This is a genomic window from Cupriavidus sp. JZ107 (genome assembly GCF_053903255.1).
Genome location: NZ_CP096481.1, coordinates 2,203,425 through 2,216,376, shown reverse-complemented (window position 1 = coordinate 2,216,376; position 12,952 = coordinate 2,203,425). Strand labels below are relative to the sequence as shown.

General features: G+C 65.5%; 15 protein-coding genes. 4 read left to right on the top strand and 11 right to left on the bottom strand.

What is annotated here, in order from left to right; translation table 11 throughout:
• Positions 1-83 precede the first annotated feature (83 nt).
• Positions 84-671 (top strand): malonic semialdehyde reductase, encoded by a 588-nt coding sequence (locus M1D55_RS19655; protein WP_232207132.1) that lies wholly within the window; start codon positions 84-86, stop codon positions 669-671.
• Between the two features lie 40 nt (positions 672-711).
• Here M1D55_RS19655 and nth read toward each other — a convergent pair whose 3' ends face one another.
• On the bottom strand, positions 712-1,356 hold the full coding sequence (gene nth / locus M1D55_RS19650; RefSeq protein ID WP_006580006.1) for an endonuclease III: 645 nt from the start codon (positions 1,354-1,356) through the stop codon (positions 712-714).
• Positions 1,353-2,141 (bottom strand): electron transport complex subunit RsxB, encoded by a 789-nt coding sequence (gene rsxB / locus M1D55_RS19645; protein ID WP_043437378.1) that lies wholly within the window; start codon positions 2,139-2,141, stop codon positions 1,353-1,355. The genes nth and rsxB overlap by 4 nt, the downstream gene beginning before the upstream one ends.
• A gap of 267 nt (positions 2,142-2,408) precedes the next feature.
• Between rsxB and M1D55_RS19640 the strand changes: the two genes are divergently transcribed.
• On the top strand, positions 2,409-3,044 hold the full coding sequence (locus M1D55_RS19640) for a TetR family transcriptional regulator (RefSeq protein WP_006577706.1): 636 nt from the start codon (positions 2,409-2,411) through the stop codon (positions 3,042-3,044).
• Between the two features lie 87 nt (positions 3,045-3,131).
• Here M1D55_RS19640 and M1D55_RS19635 read toward each other — a convergent pair whose 3' ends face one another.
• Together M1D55_RS19635 and M1D55_RS19630 are read right to left on the bottom strand one after the other, a co-directional pair.
• Complete coding sequence (locus M1D55_RS19635) at positions 3,132-4,373, bottom strand: polyhydroxyalkanoate depolymerase (protein WP_006577707.1); 1,242 nt, start codon at positions 4,371-4,373, stop codon at positions 3,132-3,134.
• Positions 4,374-4,668: 295 nt separating this feature from the next.
• Positions 4,669-5,865: an amino acid aminotransferase gene (locus M1D55_RS19630; protein WP_006577708.1), complete on the bottom strand. Its 1,197-nt coding sequence runs from the start codon at positions 5,863-5,865 to the stop codon at positions 4,669-4,671.
• A gap of 153 nt (positions 5,866-6,018) precedes the next feature.
• Between M1D55_RS19630 and uvrB the strand changes: the two genes are divergently transcribed.
• Complete coding sequence (gene uvrB / locus M1D55_RS19625; protein ID WP_006577709.1) at positions 6,019-8,115, top strand: excinuclease ABC subunit UvrB; 2,097 nt, start codon at positions 6,019-6,021, stop codon at positions 8,113-8,115.
• A gap of 252 nt (positions 8,116-8,367) precedes the next feature.
• Here uvrB and M1D55_RS19620 read toward each other — a convergent pair whose 3' ends face one another.
• Genes M1D55_RS19620 through M1D55_RS19605 form a run of 4 tightly spaced genes read right to left on the bottom strand, consistent with a single transcriptional unit; the run spans position 8,368 to position 10,476 of the window.
• Positions 8,368-9,453, bottom strand: coding sequence for a tyrosine-type recombinase/integrase (locus tag M1D55_RS19620; RefSeq protein ID WP_456281645.1), 1,086 nt, complete (start codon positions 9,451-9,453; stop codon positions 8,368-8,370).
• A gap of 4 nt (positions 9,454-9,457) precedes the next feature.
• Positions 9,458-9,652, bottom strand: a complete 195-nt coding sequence (locus tag M1D55_RS19615; RefSeq protein ID WP_151022319.1) for an excisionase — start codon at positions 9,650-9,652, stop codon at positions 9,458-9,460.
• A 60-nt stretch (positions 9,653-9,712) separates the two neighbouring features.
• Entirely contained in the window at positions 9,713-10,174 is a 462-nt protein-coding gene (locus tag M1D55_RS19610; protein ID WP_456281644.1) for a hypothetical protein, read from the bottom strand.
• A gap of 2 nt (positions 10,175-10,176) precedes the next feature.
• Positions 10,177-10,476, bottom strand: coding sequence for a hypothetical protein (locus M1D55_RS19605; RefSeq protein ID WP_456281643.1), 300 nt, complete (start codon positions 10,474-10,476; stop codon positions 10,177-10,179).
• Between the two features lie 33 nt (positions 10,477-10,509).
• On the opposite strand from M1D55_RS19605, the gene M1D55_RS19600 reads away from it, so the two are divergent.
• Positions 10,510-10,767, top strand: coding sequence for a hypothetical protein (locus M1D55_RS19600; protein ID WP_456281642.1), 258 nt, complete (start codon positions 10,510-10,512; stop codon positions 10,765-10,767).
• A gap of 2 nt (positions 10,768-10,769) precedes the next feature.
• Here M1D55_RS19600 and M1D55_RS19595 read toward each other — a convergent pair whose 3' ends face one another.
• The 3 genes from M1D55_RS19595 to M1D55_RS19585 are packed head-to-tail and all read right to left on the bottom strand — an operon-like array spanning position 10,770 to position 12,950.
• Positions 10,770-12,344, bottom strand: coding sequence for a DNA cytosine methyltransferase (locus M1D55_RS19595; protein ID WP_456281641.1), 1,575 nt, complete (start codon positions 12,342-12,344; stop codon positions 10,770-10,772).
• Positions 12,341-12,715, bottom strand: coding sequence for a Lar family restriction alleviation protein (locus M1D55_RS19590; RefSeq protein WP_456281640.1), 375 nt, complete (start codon positions 12,713-12,715; stop codon positions 12,341-12,343). Before M1D55_RS19590 ends, M1D55_RS19595 begins: the two co-directional genes overlap by 4 nt.
• Entirely contained in the window at positions 12,708-12,950 is a 243-nt protein-coding gene (locus tag M1D55_RS19585) for a hypothetical protein (protein WP_456281639.1), read from the bottom strand. The genes M1D55_RS19590 and M1D55_RS19585 overlap by 8 nt, the downstream gene beginning before the upstream one ends.
• Between the last annotated feature and the right edge of the window lie 2 nt (positions 12,951-12,952).

Below are 12,952 nucleotides of genomic sequence, written 5' to 3'. Positions count from 1 at the left end.
CGGCTTGCTGAAATCCTTGGCGTGGAACGGGTGGGGGCCGTCGGTAGAATGCGCCCTTTCCCGAACTTTGCCGAGGATTCCGCATGACACCGCTCGACCAGGCCGCCATCGCCCAACTGTTCACCGAGGCCCGCACGCATAACGCCTGGCAGGACCGGCAGATCGACGACGCCGTGCTGCATCAGCTGTATGAGGCGATGAAGTTCGGCCCCACCGCGGCCAACAGCACGCCGGCCCGCATCGTGTTCGTCAAGACCGCGGCGCAGAAGGAGAAACTGGTCGCTTGCGTGTCGCCGGGCAATGTCGACAAGACCCGCTCGGCCCCGGTGACCGCGATCGTCGCGTTCGACAACGCCTTCCACGAGCAGCTGCCGAAGCTGTTCCCGCATGCCGATGCCCGTTCCTGGTATGTCGGCCAGCCGGAGAAGATCGCGCGCGACGCGCTGGTCAACAGCTCGCTGCAAGGCGCCTATCTGATCCTGGCGGCGCGCGCGCTGGGCCTCGATTGCGGCCCGATGAGCGGCTTCGACCCGGCCAAGGTCAATGCCGCGTTCTTCCCCGACGGCAACTGGTCGGTCAACTTCCTGATCAACCTGGGCTATGGCGACGCCGACAAGCTGTTTCCGCGCAATCCGCGCCTGAGCTTCGACGAGGCCTGCCGCATCGTTTGATGGTCTGATGCGCCGGCCGGCCGGCTGGCCGCCGGCGCGCTCACAGCCGCGGCGGCAGCGTCTTGTCCGGGTACTCGCACAGCGTCTCGATCGCGCAATGCCAGCACTCCGGCTTGCGCGCCTTGCAGACGTAGCGCCCATGCAGGATCAGCCAGTGATGCGCGTCGTGCAGGAACTCGTCGGGCACGACCTCGAGCAGCTTCATCTCGACCGCCTGCACGGTCTTGCCGGGCGCGAGTCCGGTGCGGTTGCTGACGCGGAAGATATGTGTGTCGACCGCGACGGTCGGATGGCCGAAGGCGGTGTTCAGCACCACGTTGGCGGTCTTGCGGCCGACGCCCGGCAGCGCCTCCAGCGCCTCGCGCTCGGCCGGCACCTTGCCGCCGTGGCGCTCGGCCAGGATGCGGCAGGTCTCCATCACGTGCTTCGCCTTGGTCTTGTACAGGCCGATCGTCTTGATGTACTCGATCAGGCCGGACTCGCCCAGCGCCAGGATCTTCTGCGGCGTGTTGGCGATCGCAAACAGCCGGCGGGTGGCCTTGTTGACGCCGACATCGGTGGCCTGCGCCGACAGCAGCACCGCGATCAGCAGTTCGAACGGCGAGCTGTACTCGAGTTCGGTGGTCGGCGACGGGTTGGTTTCCTTGAGGGTTTCAAACAGCGCGCGGCACTTGGCGGCGTTCATTGTGGTCGCTTGGTGTCGGAGGGGACGGGATGGTCGGGATGGCCGGGCGGAGCGGCGGCCGGCGCGGCCTCGGCGCGGTCAACCGGATCGCCCTGTGCGGCGTTGAGCGGCTGGGCAGCCTGCCGCTTCAGGCGCGCGCGTTCGATGGCCGCCTGGATGATGGCTTTCTTGCGCTCCTGCGCCTGGCGTTCGGCCTCGGACGACGCGGCCTCCTGGCGCAGCGCCTCCAGCTTGGCGGCGGCCTTGGCCGCCAGGCGCGCTTCGTTTTCCTCGCGCTCGCGCACCAGCCGCTGCTTGCGCGACAGGTAGCGGGCACGGGCCGCGTCGGCCTGCGGCTGCGACCAGGCGTCCCAGCCGGTGCGCTCGCCGGTGACCGGGATCATCGCGATGCAGTCGACCGGGCAGGGCGCCACGCACAGGTCGCAGCCGGTGCACCAGTCCGGCAGCACGGTGTGCATCTGCTTGGCGGCGCCGGCGATTGCGTCGACCGGGCAGGCCTGGATGCATAGCGTGCAGCCGATGCACAGCGTCTCGTCAATGCGCGCGACCGCGCGCGGATGTTCGGTGCCGTGGCTCGTATCGAGCGGCAACGGCGCGGTGCCGAGCTCTGCCGCCAGCCGCCGGATGCCTTCGGCACCGCCGGGCGGGCAGCGGTTGCAGTCCGCTTCGCCGCGCGCCATGGCCTCGGCATAAGGCCGGCACCCCTGGAAGCCGCACTTCGTGCATTGCGTCTGGGGCAGCAGGGCGTCGAGCCGGTCGGCCAGGGGCGCCAAAGCGGCCGCCAGATCGGCGTCCCGGTGGGCGTCGGCGGAGGGTGCGGAAGCGGAATCGGCGGCGGAAGGGGTCACGAAAGCAGCAAGACGATGCGGGGTAACACAAGGTGCAGCCGTACGGTGCGGCTGACGCGGCAAGGATTATCCCCGATTTCGCCGCGCCGCAGAAACCTTGAAGATGCGCGCTTTGCCATGGCGCAGATGTTGTTCAACACGGCTGGCCCGCGCCGCAGGCGCGGTGGCGCCATGCCATCATTCACAAAATCGACCCGACCACGCATGTCGAACGCCACCAAGACGAAACGCGATCCCGAAGGAACACGCCGTCGCATCATGGATGCGGCCACCGAGGAGTTCGCCAAGGGCGGCCTGGCCGGCGCACGCGTCGACCAGATCGCCCGCCGCGCCGAGACCAACGAGCGCATGCTGTATTACTACTACGGCAGCAAGGAGGGCCTGTTTCTCGCGGTGCTCGAACGGCAGTATGCGCAGTTCCGCGCTGCAGAAGAGCGCCTGCAGATCGGCGACGAGGACCCGGTCGCGGCGGTCCGCACGCTGGCCCGCTTCGTCTGGGACTGGTACTACCAGCATCCCGAATTCATTCGCCTGGTCAACAGCGAGAACCTGCATGAGGCACGGCACCTGAAGAAATCCGCGCAATTGCACGACCTGGTCAACCCGGTGGTCGACGTGCTGGCCGAGATCGTTCGCCGCGGCCAGCGGCAGGGCGTGTTCCGCGACGGCGTCGATGTGCCCCAGCTCTATCTGACGATCTCGGCGCTGGGCTACTACGTGCTGTCGAACCGCTACACGATCAGCGCGGTGATCGGCCGCGATGTGGCCTCGCAGGACGAGCACGAGCGCTTCGCCCAGCTGCATACGGACATGCTGCTGGCCTATCTGGCGCGACGGTAGCGCGCGAGGATGGGCAAAAGGTAAAGAAAACGGGACCGCGTTGCGGTCCCGTTTGCCATCGGCGATCTGCTGGTGCCTGGCTGCGGCTCAGCGGTACTTGCGGATGAAGTCGCGCAGTTCCGGATAGATCGTTTCGCGCCAGCGCCGGCCCGAGAAGATGCCGTAGTGCCCGCACCTGGGCGCGGTCAGATGCTGCTTGCGGGTCTTCGGAATGCCCGCGCACAGATCGTGGGCGGCGGCGGTCTGGCCCGCGCCGGAGATGTCGTCGAGCTCGCCCTCGATCGTCATCAGCGCGGTGTGCTTGATGTCCTGCGGCCGCACCGGCTCGCCCTGTATCTCCCAGGTGCCATTGGCCAGCCGGAACTCCTGGAAGACTTCGCGGATCGTGTCGAGGTAGTACTCGGCCGCCATGTCCAGCACGGCGTTGTATTCGTCGTAGAAGCGCACGTGCGCCTCGGCATCGTCCGCATCGCCTTCGATCAGGCTCAGGTAGTAGTCGTAGTGCGAGGACAGATGGCGGTCCGGGTTCATCGCGACGAAGCCGGCGTGCTGCAGGAAGCCCGGATAGACGCGCCGGCCGTGGCCGGGATAGTTGGCCGGCACCGTGTAGATGACGTTGTTCTCGAACCACTCGTACGACTTGTTGGTCGCCAGCGAGTTGACCGCGGTCGGGCTTTTGCGCGCGTCGATCGGGCCGCCCATCATCGTCATCGTCTTCGGCGTCGTCTCGCCGGCCGACGCCATCAACGAGATCGCGGCCAGCACGGGCACGGTCGGCTGGCAGACCGATACGACATGCAGGTTCTCGGCGCCGAGATGGCGGATGAATTCCTGGATGTAGCGGATGTAGTCGGCCAGGTGGAAGGGACCGTCCTCGACCGGCACCATGCGCGCGTCGACCCAGTCGGTCACATAGACCTTGTGGTCCTGCAGCAGCGTGCGTACCGTATCGCGCAGCAGCGTCGCGTGGTGGCCCGACAGCGGCGCGCAGACCAGCACCGACGGTTCGTCCTTCAGCAGCTTGATGGTCTCGGGATCGTCGGCGTAGCGCTTGAAGCGGATCAGCTTGCAAAACGGCTTTTCCATGATCGTCTGTTCGACGATCGGAATATCGCGGCCGTTGGAGCGCACGGACTTGATGTCGAAGGCGGGCTTCTCGTATTCCTTGCCGAGCCGGTACAGCAACTCGTAGCCCGCGGCCAGCCGGGTGGCCCCCGGCACCAGCGACAGCGGGCTCAGGGGGTTGGTAAACGTCTTGGCCGTCGCCTGGGCCCACGCGGTCAGCGGGTTCAGGATCGAGCGCTGAAATTCATGCAGTTGGTAAAGCATTGCCGAACACCTGCCTTTCGATATCGGGTTTTCTGCTGTGGCGGATTATGCGCTCAACTCGTCCGTTTTGCGAACGACCGTGCGCACGATCTTGCAACGCAGCATATACCTAAAGGTATGACGGTGTGAGTGGAACTCAATAGGACAATGGCTGTAATTCTGGCGCGGTGTTGGACTACACCGACAGGAGGGCCGGGAAAGGTGGTGTGCGGCGCACAAAAAGTGCGGAGCGCCACCATAAAAAAAACGGGCCCATCGACGATGGGCCCGCTTGGGTGGGGATGCGCCCCGAGGCTTACAGCACGGCCGCGATGGCGTCGACCACCGCGTCGATATTGCGGCTATTGAGCGCCGCCACGCAGATGCGGCCGGTGCCGACGGCGTAGATGCCGTGCTCGGTCTTCAGACGCTCGACCTGCTCGGTGGTCAGGCCCGAGTACGAGAACATGCCGCGCTGCGCCTTGACGAAGGAGAAGTCGCGCGACACGCCCTTGGCGGCCAGCTTGTCGACCAGCGCGTGGCGCATCTGCTTGATGCGGTCGCGCATTTCGGCCAGCTCTTCTTCCCACATCGCGCGCAGTTCCGGGCTGTTCAGCACGGTCGCGACCACGGTGCCGCCGTGTGTCGGCGGGTTCGAGTAGTTGGTGCGGATCACGCGCTTGACCTGCGACATCACGCGCTGCGCCTCTTCCTTGCCGGTGGTCACGATCGACAGCGCGCCGACGCGCTCGCCATACAGCGAGAAGCTCTTCGAGAAGGAGCTCGACACGAAGAAGGGCAGGCCCGACTCCGCGAACAGGCGCACGGCCGCGCCGTCCGGGTCGATGCCGTCTGCAAAGCCCTGGTAGGCCATGTCCAGGAAGGGAATCAGGTTCCGTTCCTTGATCAGGCCGACCACCTGTTGCCATTGCTCGGCCGACAGGTCGACGCCGGTCGGGTTGTGGCAGCAGGCGTGCAGCACGACGATGGTGTTGGCCGGATACGACTTCAGCGACTCGACCATGCCGGCGAAATTCAGGCCGTGGCTCGGGGCGTCGTAATAGGCATAGTTAACCACCGGGAAGCCGGCGGCTTCGAACAGCGCGCGGTGGTTTTCCCAGCTCGGATCGCTGATCGCGACCTTGGCGTCGGGATACAGGCGCTTCAGGAAGTCGGCGCCGATCTTCAGCGCGCCGGTACCGCCGAGTGCCTGAGCCGTCACCACGCGGCCTTCCGTGATCAGCGGCGAGTTCTTGCCGAACAGCAGCGTCTGCACCGCCTGGTCGTAGGCCGCGATGCCCTCGATCGGCAGGTAGCCGCGCGGGGTGGCCGTCGTCAGGCGCGCCTTCTCGGCTTCCTGCACCGCGCGCAGCAGCGGAATCTTCCCTTCGTCGGTGAAGTACACGCCCACGCCCAGATTGACCTTGTTGGCACGGGTGTCGGCGTTGAACGCTTCATTCAGGCCCAGGATGGGATCGCGCGGGGCCATCTCGACGGCAGAAAACAAACTCATTTGGGATTCTCGTGGTCAGCTATGTAACAAAACGGGAAGGCGTAGAATGCTCGGACTGCGCTGGGGGCGTGCGGTGGGTCCGCCTTGAAACGGACCGCGCAACCCCGAGATTCTAGCGTATCCGCCCGTATTCCAAAGGTTTTCTCCCCGTCTATGTCGAATCTCGCCGTGCCCGTCGCGGATGCCGCTCCCGCCCTGGATGAGGACAAATTCGTCAGCTTCCCCGGCTCGCCATTCCAGCTGTATCAGCCCTATCCGCCGGCCGGCGATCAGCCGGAAGCCATCCGCCAACTGGTCGAGGGCATCGAGGACGGCCTGTCCTACCAGACGCTGCTCGGCGTCACCGGCTCGGGCAAGACCTTCACGATGGCCAATGTGATCGCCCGGATGGGCCGGCCGGCCATCGTCTTTGCCCCGAACAAGACGCTGGCCGCCCAGCTTTACTCGGAATTCCGCGAATTCTTTCCGCGCAATGCGGTCGAGTATTTCGTCAGCTATTACGACTATTACCAGCCGGAAGCCTACGTTCCGCAGCGCGATCTGTTCATCGAAAAGGACTCGTCGATCAACGAGCATATCGAGCAGATGCGGCTGTCGGCGACCAAGAGCCTGCTGGAGCGGCGCGACACGATTATCGTGGCGACGGTGTCTGCGATCTATGGTATCGGCAACCCGAACGAATACCATCAGATGATTCTGACTCTGCGGGCCGGCGACCGCATCAGCCAGCGCGACGTGATCGCGCGGCTGATCGCGATGCAGTACACCCGCAACGACACCGACTTCCAGCGCGGCACCTTCCGCGTGCGCGGCGACACCGTCGACATCTTCCCGGCGGAACACGCCGAGGTGGCGGTGCGCGTCGAACTGTTCGACGACGAGATCGAGTCGCTGCAGTATTTCGATCCGCTGACCGGCAAGGTGCGGCAGAAGATTCCGCGCTTCACGGTCTATCCGTCGAGCCACTACGTGACGCCGCGCGACACCGTGCTGCGCGCGATCGAGGCGATCAAGGCCGAGCTGCGCGAGCGGCTCGACTTCTTCTACAAGGAAAACAAGCTGGTCGAGGCGCAGCGGCTGGAGCAGCGCACGCGCTTCGACCTCGAGATGCTGGCCGAGCTCGGCTTCTGCAAGGGCATCGAGAACTATTCGCGCCATCTGTCCGGCGCGCGCCCCGGCGATCCGCCGCCGACGCTGGTCGACTACCTGCCGCCCGACGCGCTGATGTTCCTGGACGAATCGCACGTGCTGATCGGCCAGCTCAACGCGATGTACAACGGCGACCGCTCGCGCAAGACCACGCTGGTCGAATACGGCTTCCGGCTGCCGTCGGCGATGGACAACCGGCCGCTGAAGTTCGAGGAGTTCGAGCGCAAGATGCGGCAGGCGGTGTTCGTCACCGCCACGCCGGCCGACTACGAGCGCGCCCATGCCGGCCAGGTGGTCGAGCAGGTGGTGCGGCCCACCGGCCTGGTCGACCCGATCATCACCGTGCGTCCCGCGGTGTCGCAGGTCGACGATCTGCTGTCGGAGATCCATCTGCGGATCCAGGCGGGCGAACGCGTGCTGGTGACCACGCTGACCAAGCGGATGGCCGAGCAGCTGACCGAATTCCTGTCCGAGAACGGTATCAAGGTCCGCTACCTGCATTCGGACATCGATACGGTCGAACGCGTCGAGATCATCCGCGACCTGCGCCTGGGCGCCTTCGACGTGCTGGTCGGCATCAACCTGCTGCGCGAAGGGCTGGACATTCCGGAGGTGTCGCTGGTGGCGATCCTCGATGCGGACAAGGAAGGCTTCCTGCGCGCCGAGCGCTCGCTGATCCAGACGATCGGCCGCGCCGCGCGCAACGTCAACGGCACGGCCATCCTGTACGCCGACCGCATCACCGATTCGATGCGCAAGGCCATCGACGAGACCGAGCGCCGCCGCGCCAAGCAGATCGCATTCAATACCGCCAACGGCATCACGCCGCGCGGCGTGGTCAAGCGGATCAAGGACATCATCGACGGCGTCTACGATCCGAACGAGGTCAAGGCCGAGCTGATGGCCGCCGAGGAGCGCGCGCGCTACGAGGACATGAGCGAGAAGCAGGTGGCCAAGGAAATCAAGCGGCTGGAGAAGAAGATGCTCGACCATGCGAAGAACCTGGAATTCGAGCAGGCCGCGCAGGTCCGCGATCAGCTGAGCAAACTGAAGCAACAGGTGTTCGGTGCCGCGGGCGAGGGCGGGGCGCTGCCGGCCTGAGCCGCCGGCGGGTAGCGGTGGCCGCGCGGGCCGTCACGGCCAGCGGTTACAATCGCCTCCCTTCGCGCGTCGCGGCCGCGTGCCCGGCGCTTCGTTTGCGCGTGGCGCCATGCCGCCGCGCGTCGATCTGGACGGGTCCGAACGATGAAACGCTTCGCCATTTTGATGTGTTGCATGGGTAGCATCTGATACACCCCGGAAACCCGCATGGCATCGCGGGGTGTTCAATACCTGTTCAAAATTCGTTCGAAATCAGGCGGCAGAAATTCGAACTTTGATGGGCCCGATGCCGCGCGGATTCTCGTAGAGCGCGGCCATCCTTTCGGTGCTGTGGCCGAGCAACGCCTTCGTGTCGACGTTGCCCTGCTCGACATAGATGCGCTTGCACAGACTGCGGATCTCGTGGAAGGTCGGCGCATCCTCACCGCTGATGCCGACCAGATCCCGAGCCCCGCTGAAAGCGTGCGTGATCCGGTCGGGATGCACCTTTGAGCCGCGCGGCGCGTTGCCCCACACGCGGACGTGGTGGATCAGGTAACGGCTCACCACGCCGGTCGCGCGGCATTCCGCGACTACTTCGCCCAGGCTTTTGCCGACGGCGTCCATGCGTAGCTCGAGCGGGATGGCGATCGCGACGCCGGTCTTCGGGCGCACCACCTGCAGCATGCCGTCCTTCACGGCGGACCGCTCCAAGGTGGCGATGGTCACCCGGTCCTGTCCACTGATCAGCGCAAGCATCATCGCGCTCTGCAGCCATTCGGAAACTTCCGGCGCCCTCGCATAGATCGTCATGAATTCGTCCATCGTCAGCCGGCGGCGCTTGACCTTCACACGCGGCGCCTCGGTGATCTGCGCAGGGTTCGTCTGCATCCACCCCAGTGCGACGCCCTTGGTGCAGGCCGAGATCAGCCTGCTGCGTAGCGACTGCGCCCAGCGCAATTTGCCTTGCGCCTTGATTGCCTCCAAAAAGTCCGCCACATCCTTCGTGGTCAGTTCGCCGCAACGAATTTCGCCCAAGGCCGCGACGATGGCCTTGTCCTGAGCCTTATGCGCGCGCAGCGTATTCGCGGCGAGGTCATCCTTTGGCATGCGACCGAGCAGGTCTGCCATGGTCTCGGGGACCATGTCCATGCGCTGGACCAGCGACCGCCGCGGCGCAACGCGCTCGGCGTGGGCATTCGCCTCGTTGGCTTCCTGGATGGCTTGCGCCAACGGCACGCGACCGATGACATGCGTTTTACCGTCCAGTGGGTTGCGCCAGGTGTAGTAGCCCGGGCGCGGCTCGTGGAGGTTGGGCGGGAAGTGAGCCCGCTTCCGGATGCGTGGTCTGGCAGCCATGGCGTTATCCGAATACGCGCTGCGCGAGGCGAGGCTTCACGCCGTCCTGAAACACGGCCGTCTCCTCGACGTAGTAGGCCCGGCCGACCTTGACCGGCGGTGGGTAGATCTTGCCGTCCTTGATCCAGAGCCGCGCGGTGCGGATCGCGGGCGGCGGGTCAAATTGGCTCTTCAGCCATTCATCGAGGCGCTTTTTCATGTGCCTTCTCCAGATTCCATTGCTTGCGGGTCAATTCGATGATGCGTGCTGCTGCTTCGGTCATTGTTTGGTACGGGGTTCAGCTGGGAGGCCGCCGATCGCCCCGGCCAGCATTCCGAGTCCGGCTTCGTCGCGCGCGGCCAGCGCCTCGGCGATCTCCTGCTCGGTGGCGCCGGCCTGGCGCAAAGAGTCGTGGAAGGCCTGCCAGTCTGCGAAGGTCGGTGCCGCAGGCTTTCCTGCTGTCGCGACTTCCCGCCGCACTGCATCCCGCTCCCATTCGATGATCCGCCGGAGCCGCTTGTTGTCGGCCTCGACCATGCGGATGTGGTCATGAAGCATGGCGACCTTCCGGATGTAGTGCTGCGGGTCGAATGCGATGAGCCGGTGGATGTAGTCGCGCAGCGGCCGGGGCAGTGCGTTGACGTTCTTCGCGGACGGCACCCAATCGGGCGTGATGCGCAGCTTGTCGGTGACCACGCGATGGCGCCGCGCGCGGTCCTTGCGAACGTGCTTGATCTTCACGGCTACCACTCCACGATGGTGTACATGTCCACGAACCGCCGTTCCTCGTAGAAGAACCGGACCTTGTAGCCCAGCGCTTTCAACTGCTTCACGGCTTCGTCGTACTGGCGAGCCAGCGTGGTGCTGCGGTCGCTGCCGTATCCGCCGTTGGCCCAGAAGTCGCCGTGTAACGAGACCTGGCGCTGCTTCTTCTCGGCGGCCGCGCGGATGACGTCCAGCGCGGCGTCGACGCGTTCGGTGACAGTTGGGCCCGCGATGTCTCGGGCTTCGGCTGCGGTCAGGCGTTTCAAGTTTGTCGTCATGCTAGGATTCCGGCACAAAAATGGAGACTGCTGATGGCTACTATGGAGCGGGAGCGGATAACCGGCCCATTCAAAGAACGCTATTTCATCCGCGCCGCTGCTTGGTTCAAGACCAAGCTGGTCGGCCTGCCGTCGGTGGTGGCGACGGCAGAGGTGTTCGATGGTGACCCGAGGGTTCCTGGTGCCGTTTCTGTGGCGAGGGTCGCGGGGGACCGCTTCGTCGATGAACTCTGGGACGGCCTCGAGAACGCTGAGCGCGTGGCGCGGGACGTTATTGAGCGGCTTCCATAGCGTCACGCTGCAATCCTCCGTTCTTTCGTTTCCCGAGGCGACCAACTCGCCATCTCCAGTACGTTGGCACGCACCAGCGCGGCCGCCATTGGCGGGCTGACGCTGTTCCCACACATCCGCACCTGAGCGTGCTTGGGCAGCGGCCGACCGTCGATGACGGGTGCGATGACGTAGCTGCTCGGGAAGCCCTGCGCGGCGTACAGCTCGTGCGGCTCCAGCATCCGCATGCCGATGTCGGCAATCTGGTATTGCTCGCCGGCCACCGTCACGAGGCCGAGCCGGTCCTTGGTCGGGATGGTGTGCATCGGGTCGCGGCAGTCCTGATCCTGGCCGCCCTCGCTGTAGTACTTCACGAGGAATGCGCGGACCTCGCCGATGTGCGTGCCGCCAGCCGTTGCGGTCGGCGTCGGCGCGTCTGTCGCGCTGCCCGTGCATTCGCCGCGGAGCTTCACTAGGTTGGACGAGACCAGAGCATGGTGGTCGCTGGTGGTGATCGTGCTGGCCGGCTCCTGCAGTGCGACGCCCGGACCGTCGTAGTTGCCGCCGTAGTGCTTCGCCAGGAAGGCCGAGACCAGCGCGTGCTTGGCGCCGCCGGCCACCACGGTGCCGAGCGGCTTGTCCAGACCTGGCGCGCGCGGCGCCTGGCCGGCCCGCTCGCCGTATCCGGTCTGCACCAAGGTGGGCGCCACCAGGCCGTAGCCGTGTTTCGCGGTGATCGTCTGGAGCGGTTCGCGCAGCGTTTGCCCGCGGAAGTAGTCGTAGCCGTGATTGACCTTGACGATGAAAGGCTCTGCCGCGTCGATCACGTACCGCCGCAGACCCCGCGCGATTCGGCGCTGCGTGGCGTCGGCCAGCGGCCGTTTGCGCCCAAAGATTGATGGGCAGGGGATCGACCAGTCGATGCACTCTGCCGCCGTCCGCCACGGCTTGCGCTTGCGGGCCTTGACCTCGGTGCTCCCCGGTGCGCCGTGGGTCGGCTCCGGCCAGACGATGGGCTGGCCATCGCAGCGCGCGATCAGGAACAGCCGTTTGCGGATGGTCGGCGCGCCGTAGTCGCAAGCGCGCAGCTCGCGCCATTCGACCGCGTAGCCCTCTTCCTGCAACTGGTGGACGAAGCTGCGGAACGTCTTGCCTTTGCGGACCGGGCAGGGCGTGCCGTCGGCCAGCACCGGTCCCCAAGTTTGGAATTCCTCCACGTTCTCCAGGATGATCACGCGCGGCCGCACGAGCGCTGCCCAGCGCATGGCCACCCATGCCAGGCCGCGGATCTTCTTGTCACGCGGCTTGCCGCCCTTCGCCTTGGAGAAGTGCTTGCAGTCCGGCGAGAACCACGCCAGGCCTACAGGACGGCCGCGCGTCAGCGCGAGCGGATCGACGTCCCATACCGACTCGCAATGGTGCTCGGTCTGCGGATGGTTGATCGCGTGCATCGCCACGGCCTCCGGGTCGTGGTTGATGGCGATGTCGACGTGCCGGCCGAGCGCGAGCTCTATGCCGCAGCTCGCGCCACCGCCGCCGGCGAAGTTGTCGACGATCAGTTCGTGGCTGATATCGAGCAGGAACTGATCGCGGATCATGCGCCGGCCCCCTGGTTGCCTGCGATGGCGGCGATTTCATCCTCCACCAACAGCAGGCCGAGACTCAGGCCCTGCTCGGTCGCACTCATTGCTGTGGCATCCACCGGAAGTCGAGCGCCGCCTCGACGCATAGAAGCGGCAATTCGCTCCAACACTTTCCGCACGGTGTCGCGCCGCTCGTCCGTGGCGCGGCGGTTCCAGGCGGCGATGGCATCTGCGGGCGGATTGGTCGACCCAGACTGACATCCGCATTTGGTGCATCGCACGCCGCCTCGATACGTCGCAGGCTGGCCGGGGCGCCCCATCAGATGAAATGGGTAATACATTTCGGCAGCTCCGCCGCAGAACGGGCACGGTTTCAGTTCAGCCATGATTGCGCTCCCCCTCTGTCGCTTGCGAGGCAGTGCGCTCGCGGTGATACCTGCCAGTGAATATGTGCCAGGCATCGCGGTAATTCATGGTCACGTCATACGCGAACTTGCGCAGTGCCTTGGGCGCGTATGCGATCACAAACAGCGGCGGGAACAGCAGCGGCATCGCCAGCATCATGAGCAGGGAATATGCCCTTGCCAGCATCGGGTAGTTGTCCAGTCCGAATCGCAGCATGG

Coding starts and splice junctions, on each gene's coding strand:
- M1D55_RS19595 (WP_456281641.1), bottom strand. CDS start 12,344: ATGATCCGCGATCAGTTCCTGCTCGATATCAGCCACGAACTGATCGTC.
- M1D55_RS19615 (WP_151022319.1), bottom strand. CDS start 9,652: ATGAAAAAGCGCCTCGATGAATGGCTGAAGAGCCAATTTGACCCGCCG.
- M1D55_RS19630 (WP_006577708.1), bottom strand. CDS start 5,865: ATGAGTTTGTTTTCTGCCGTCGAGATGGCCCCGCGCGATCCCATCCTG.
- uvrB (WP_006577709.1), top strand. CDS start 6,019: ATGTCGAATCTCGCCGTGCCCGTCGCGGATGCCGCTCCCGCCCTGGAT.
- M1D55_RS19640 (WP_006577706.1), top strand. CDS start 2,409: ATGTCGAACGCCACCAAGACGAAACGCGATCCCGAAGGAACACGCCGT.
- M1D55_RS19635 (WP_006577707.1), bottom strand. CDS start 4,373: ATGCTTTACCAACTGCATGAATTTCAGCGCTCGATCCTGAACCCGCTG.
- M1D55_RS19585 (WP_456281639.1), bottom strand. CDS start 12,950: ATGCTGCGATTCGGACTGGACAACTACCCGATGCTGGCAAGGGCATAT.
- nth (WP_006580006.1), bottom strand. CDS start 1,356: ATGAACGCCGCCAAGTGCCGCGCGCTGTTTGAAACCCTCAAGGAAACC.
- M1D55_RS19600 (WP_456281642.1), top strand. CDS start 10,510: ATGGCTACTATGGAGCGGGAGCGGATAACCGGCCCATTCAAAGAACGC.
- M1D55_RS19605 (WP_456281643.1), bottom strand. CDS start 10,476: ATGACGACAAACTTGAAACGCCTGACCGCAGCCGAAGCCCGAGACATC.
- M1D55_RS19590 (WP_456281640.1), bottom strand. CDS start 12,715: ATGGCTGAACTGAAACCGTGCCCGTTCTGCGGCGGAGCTGCCGAAATG.
- M1D55_RS19655 (WP_232207132.1), top strand. CDS start 84: ATGACACCGCTCGACCAGGCCGCCATCGCCCAACTGTTCACCGAGGCC.
- M1D55_RS19620 (WP_456281645.1), bottom strand. CDS start 9,453: ATGGCTGCCAGACCACGCATCCGGAAGCGGGCTCACTTCCCGCCCAAC.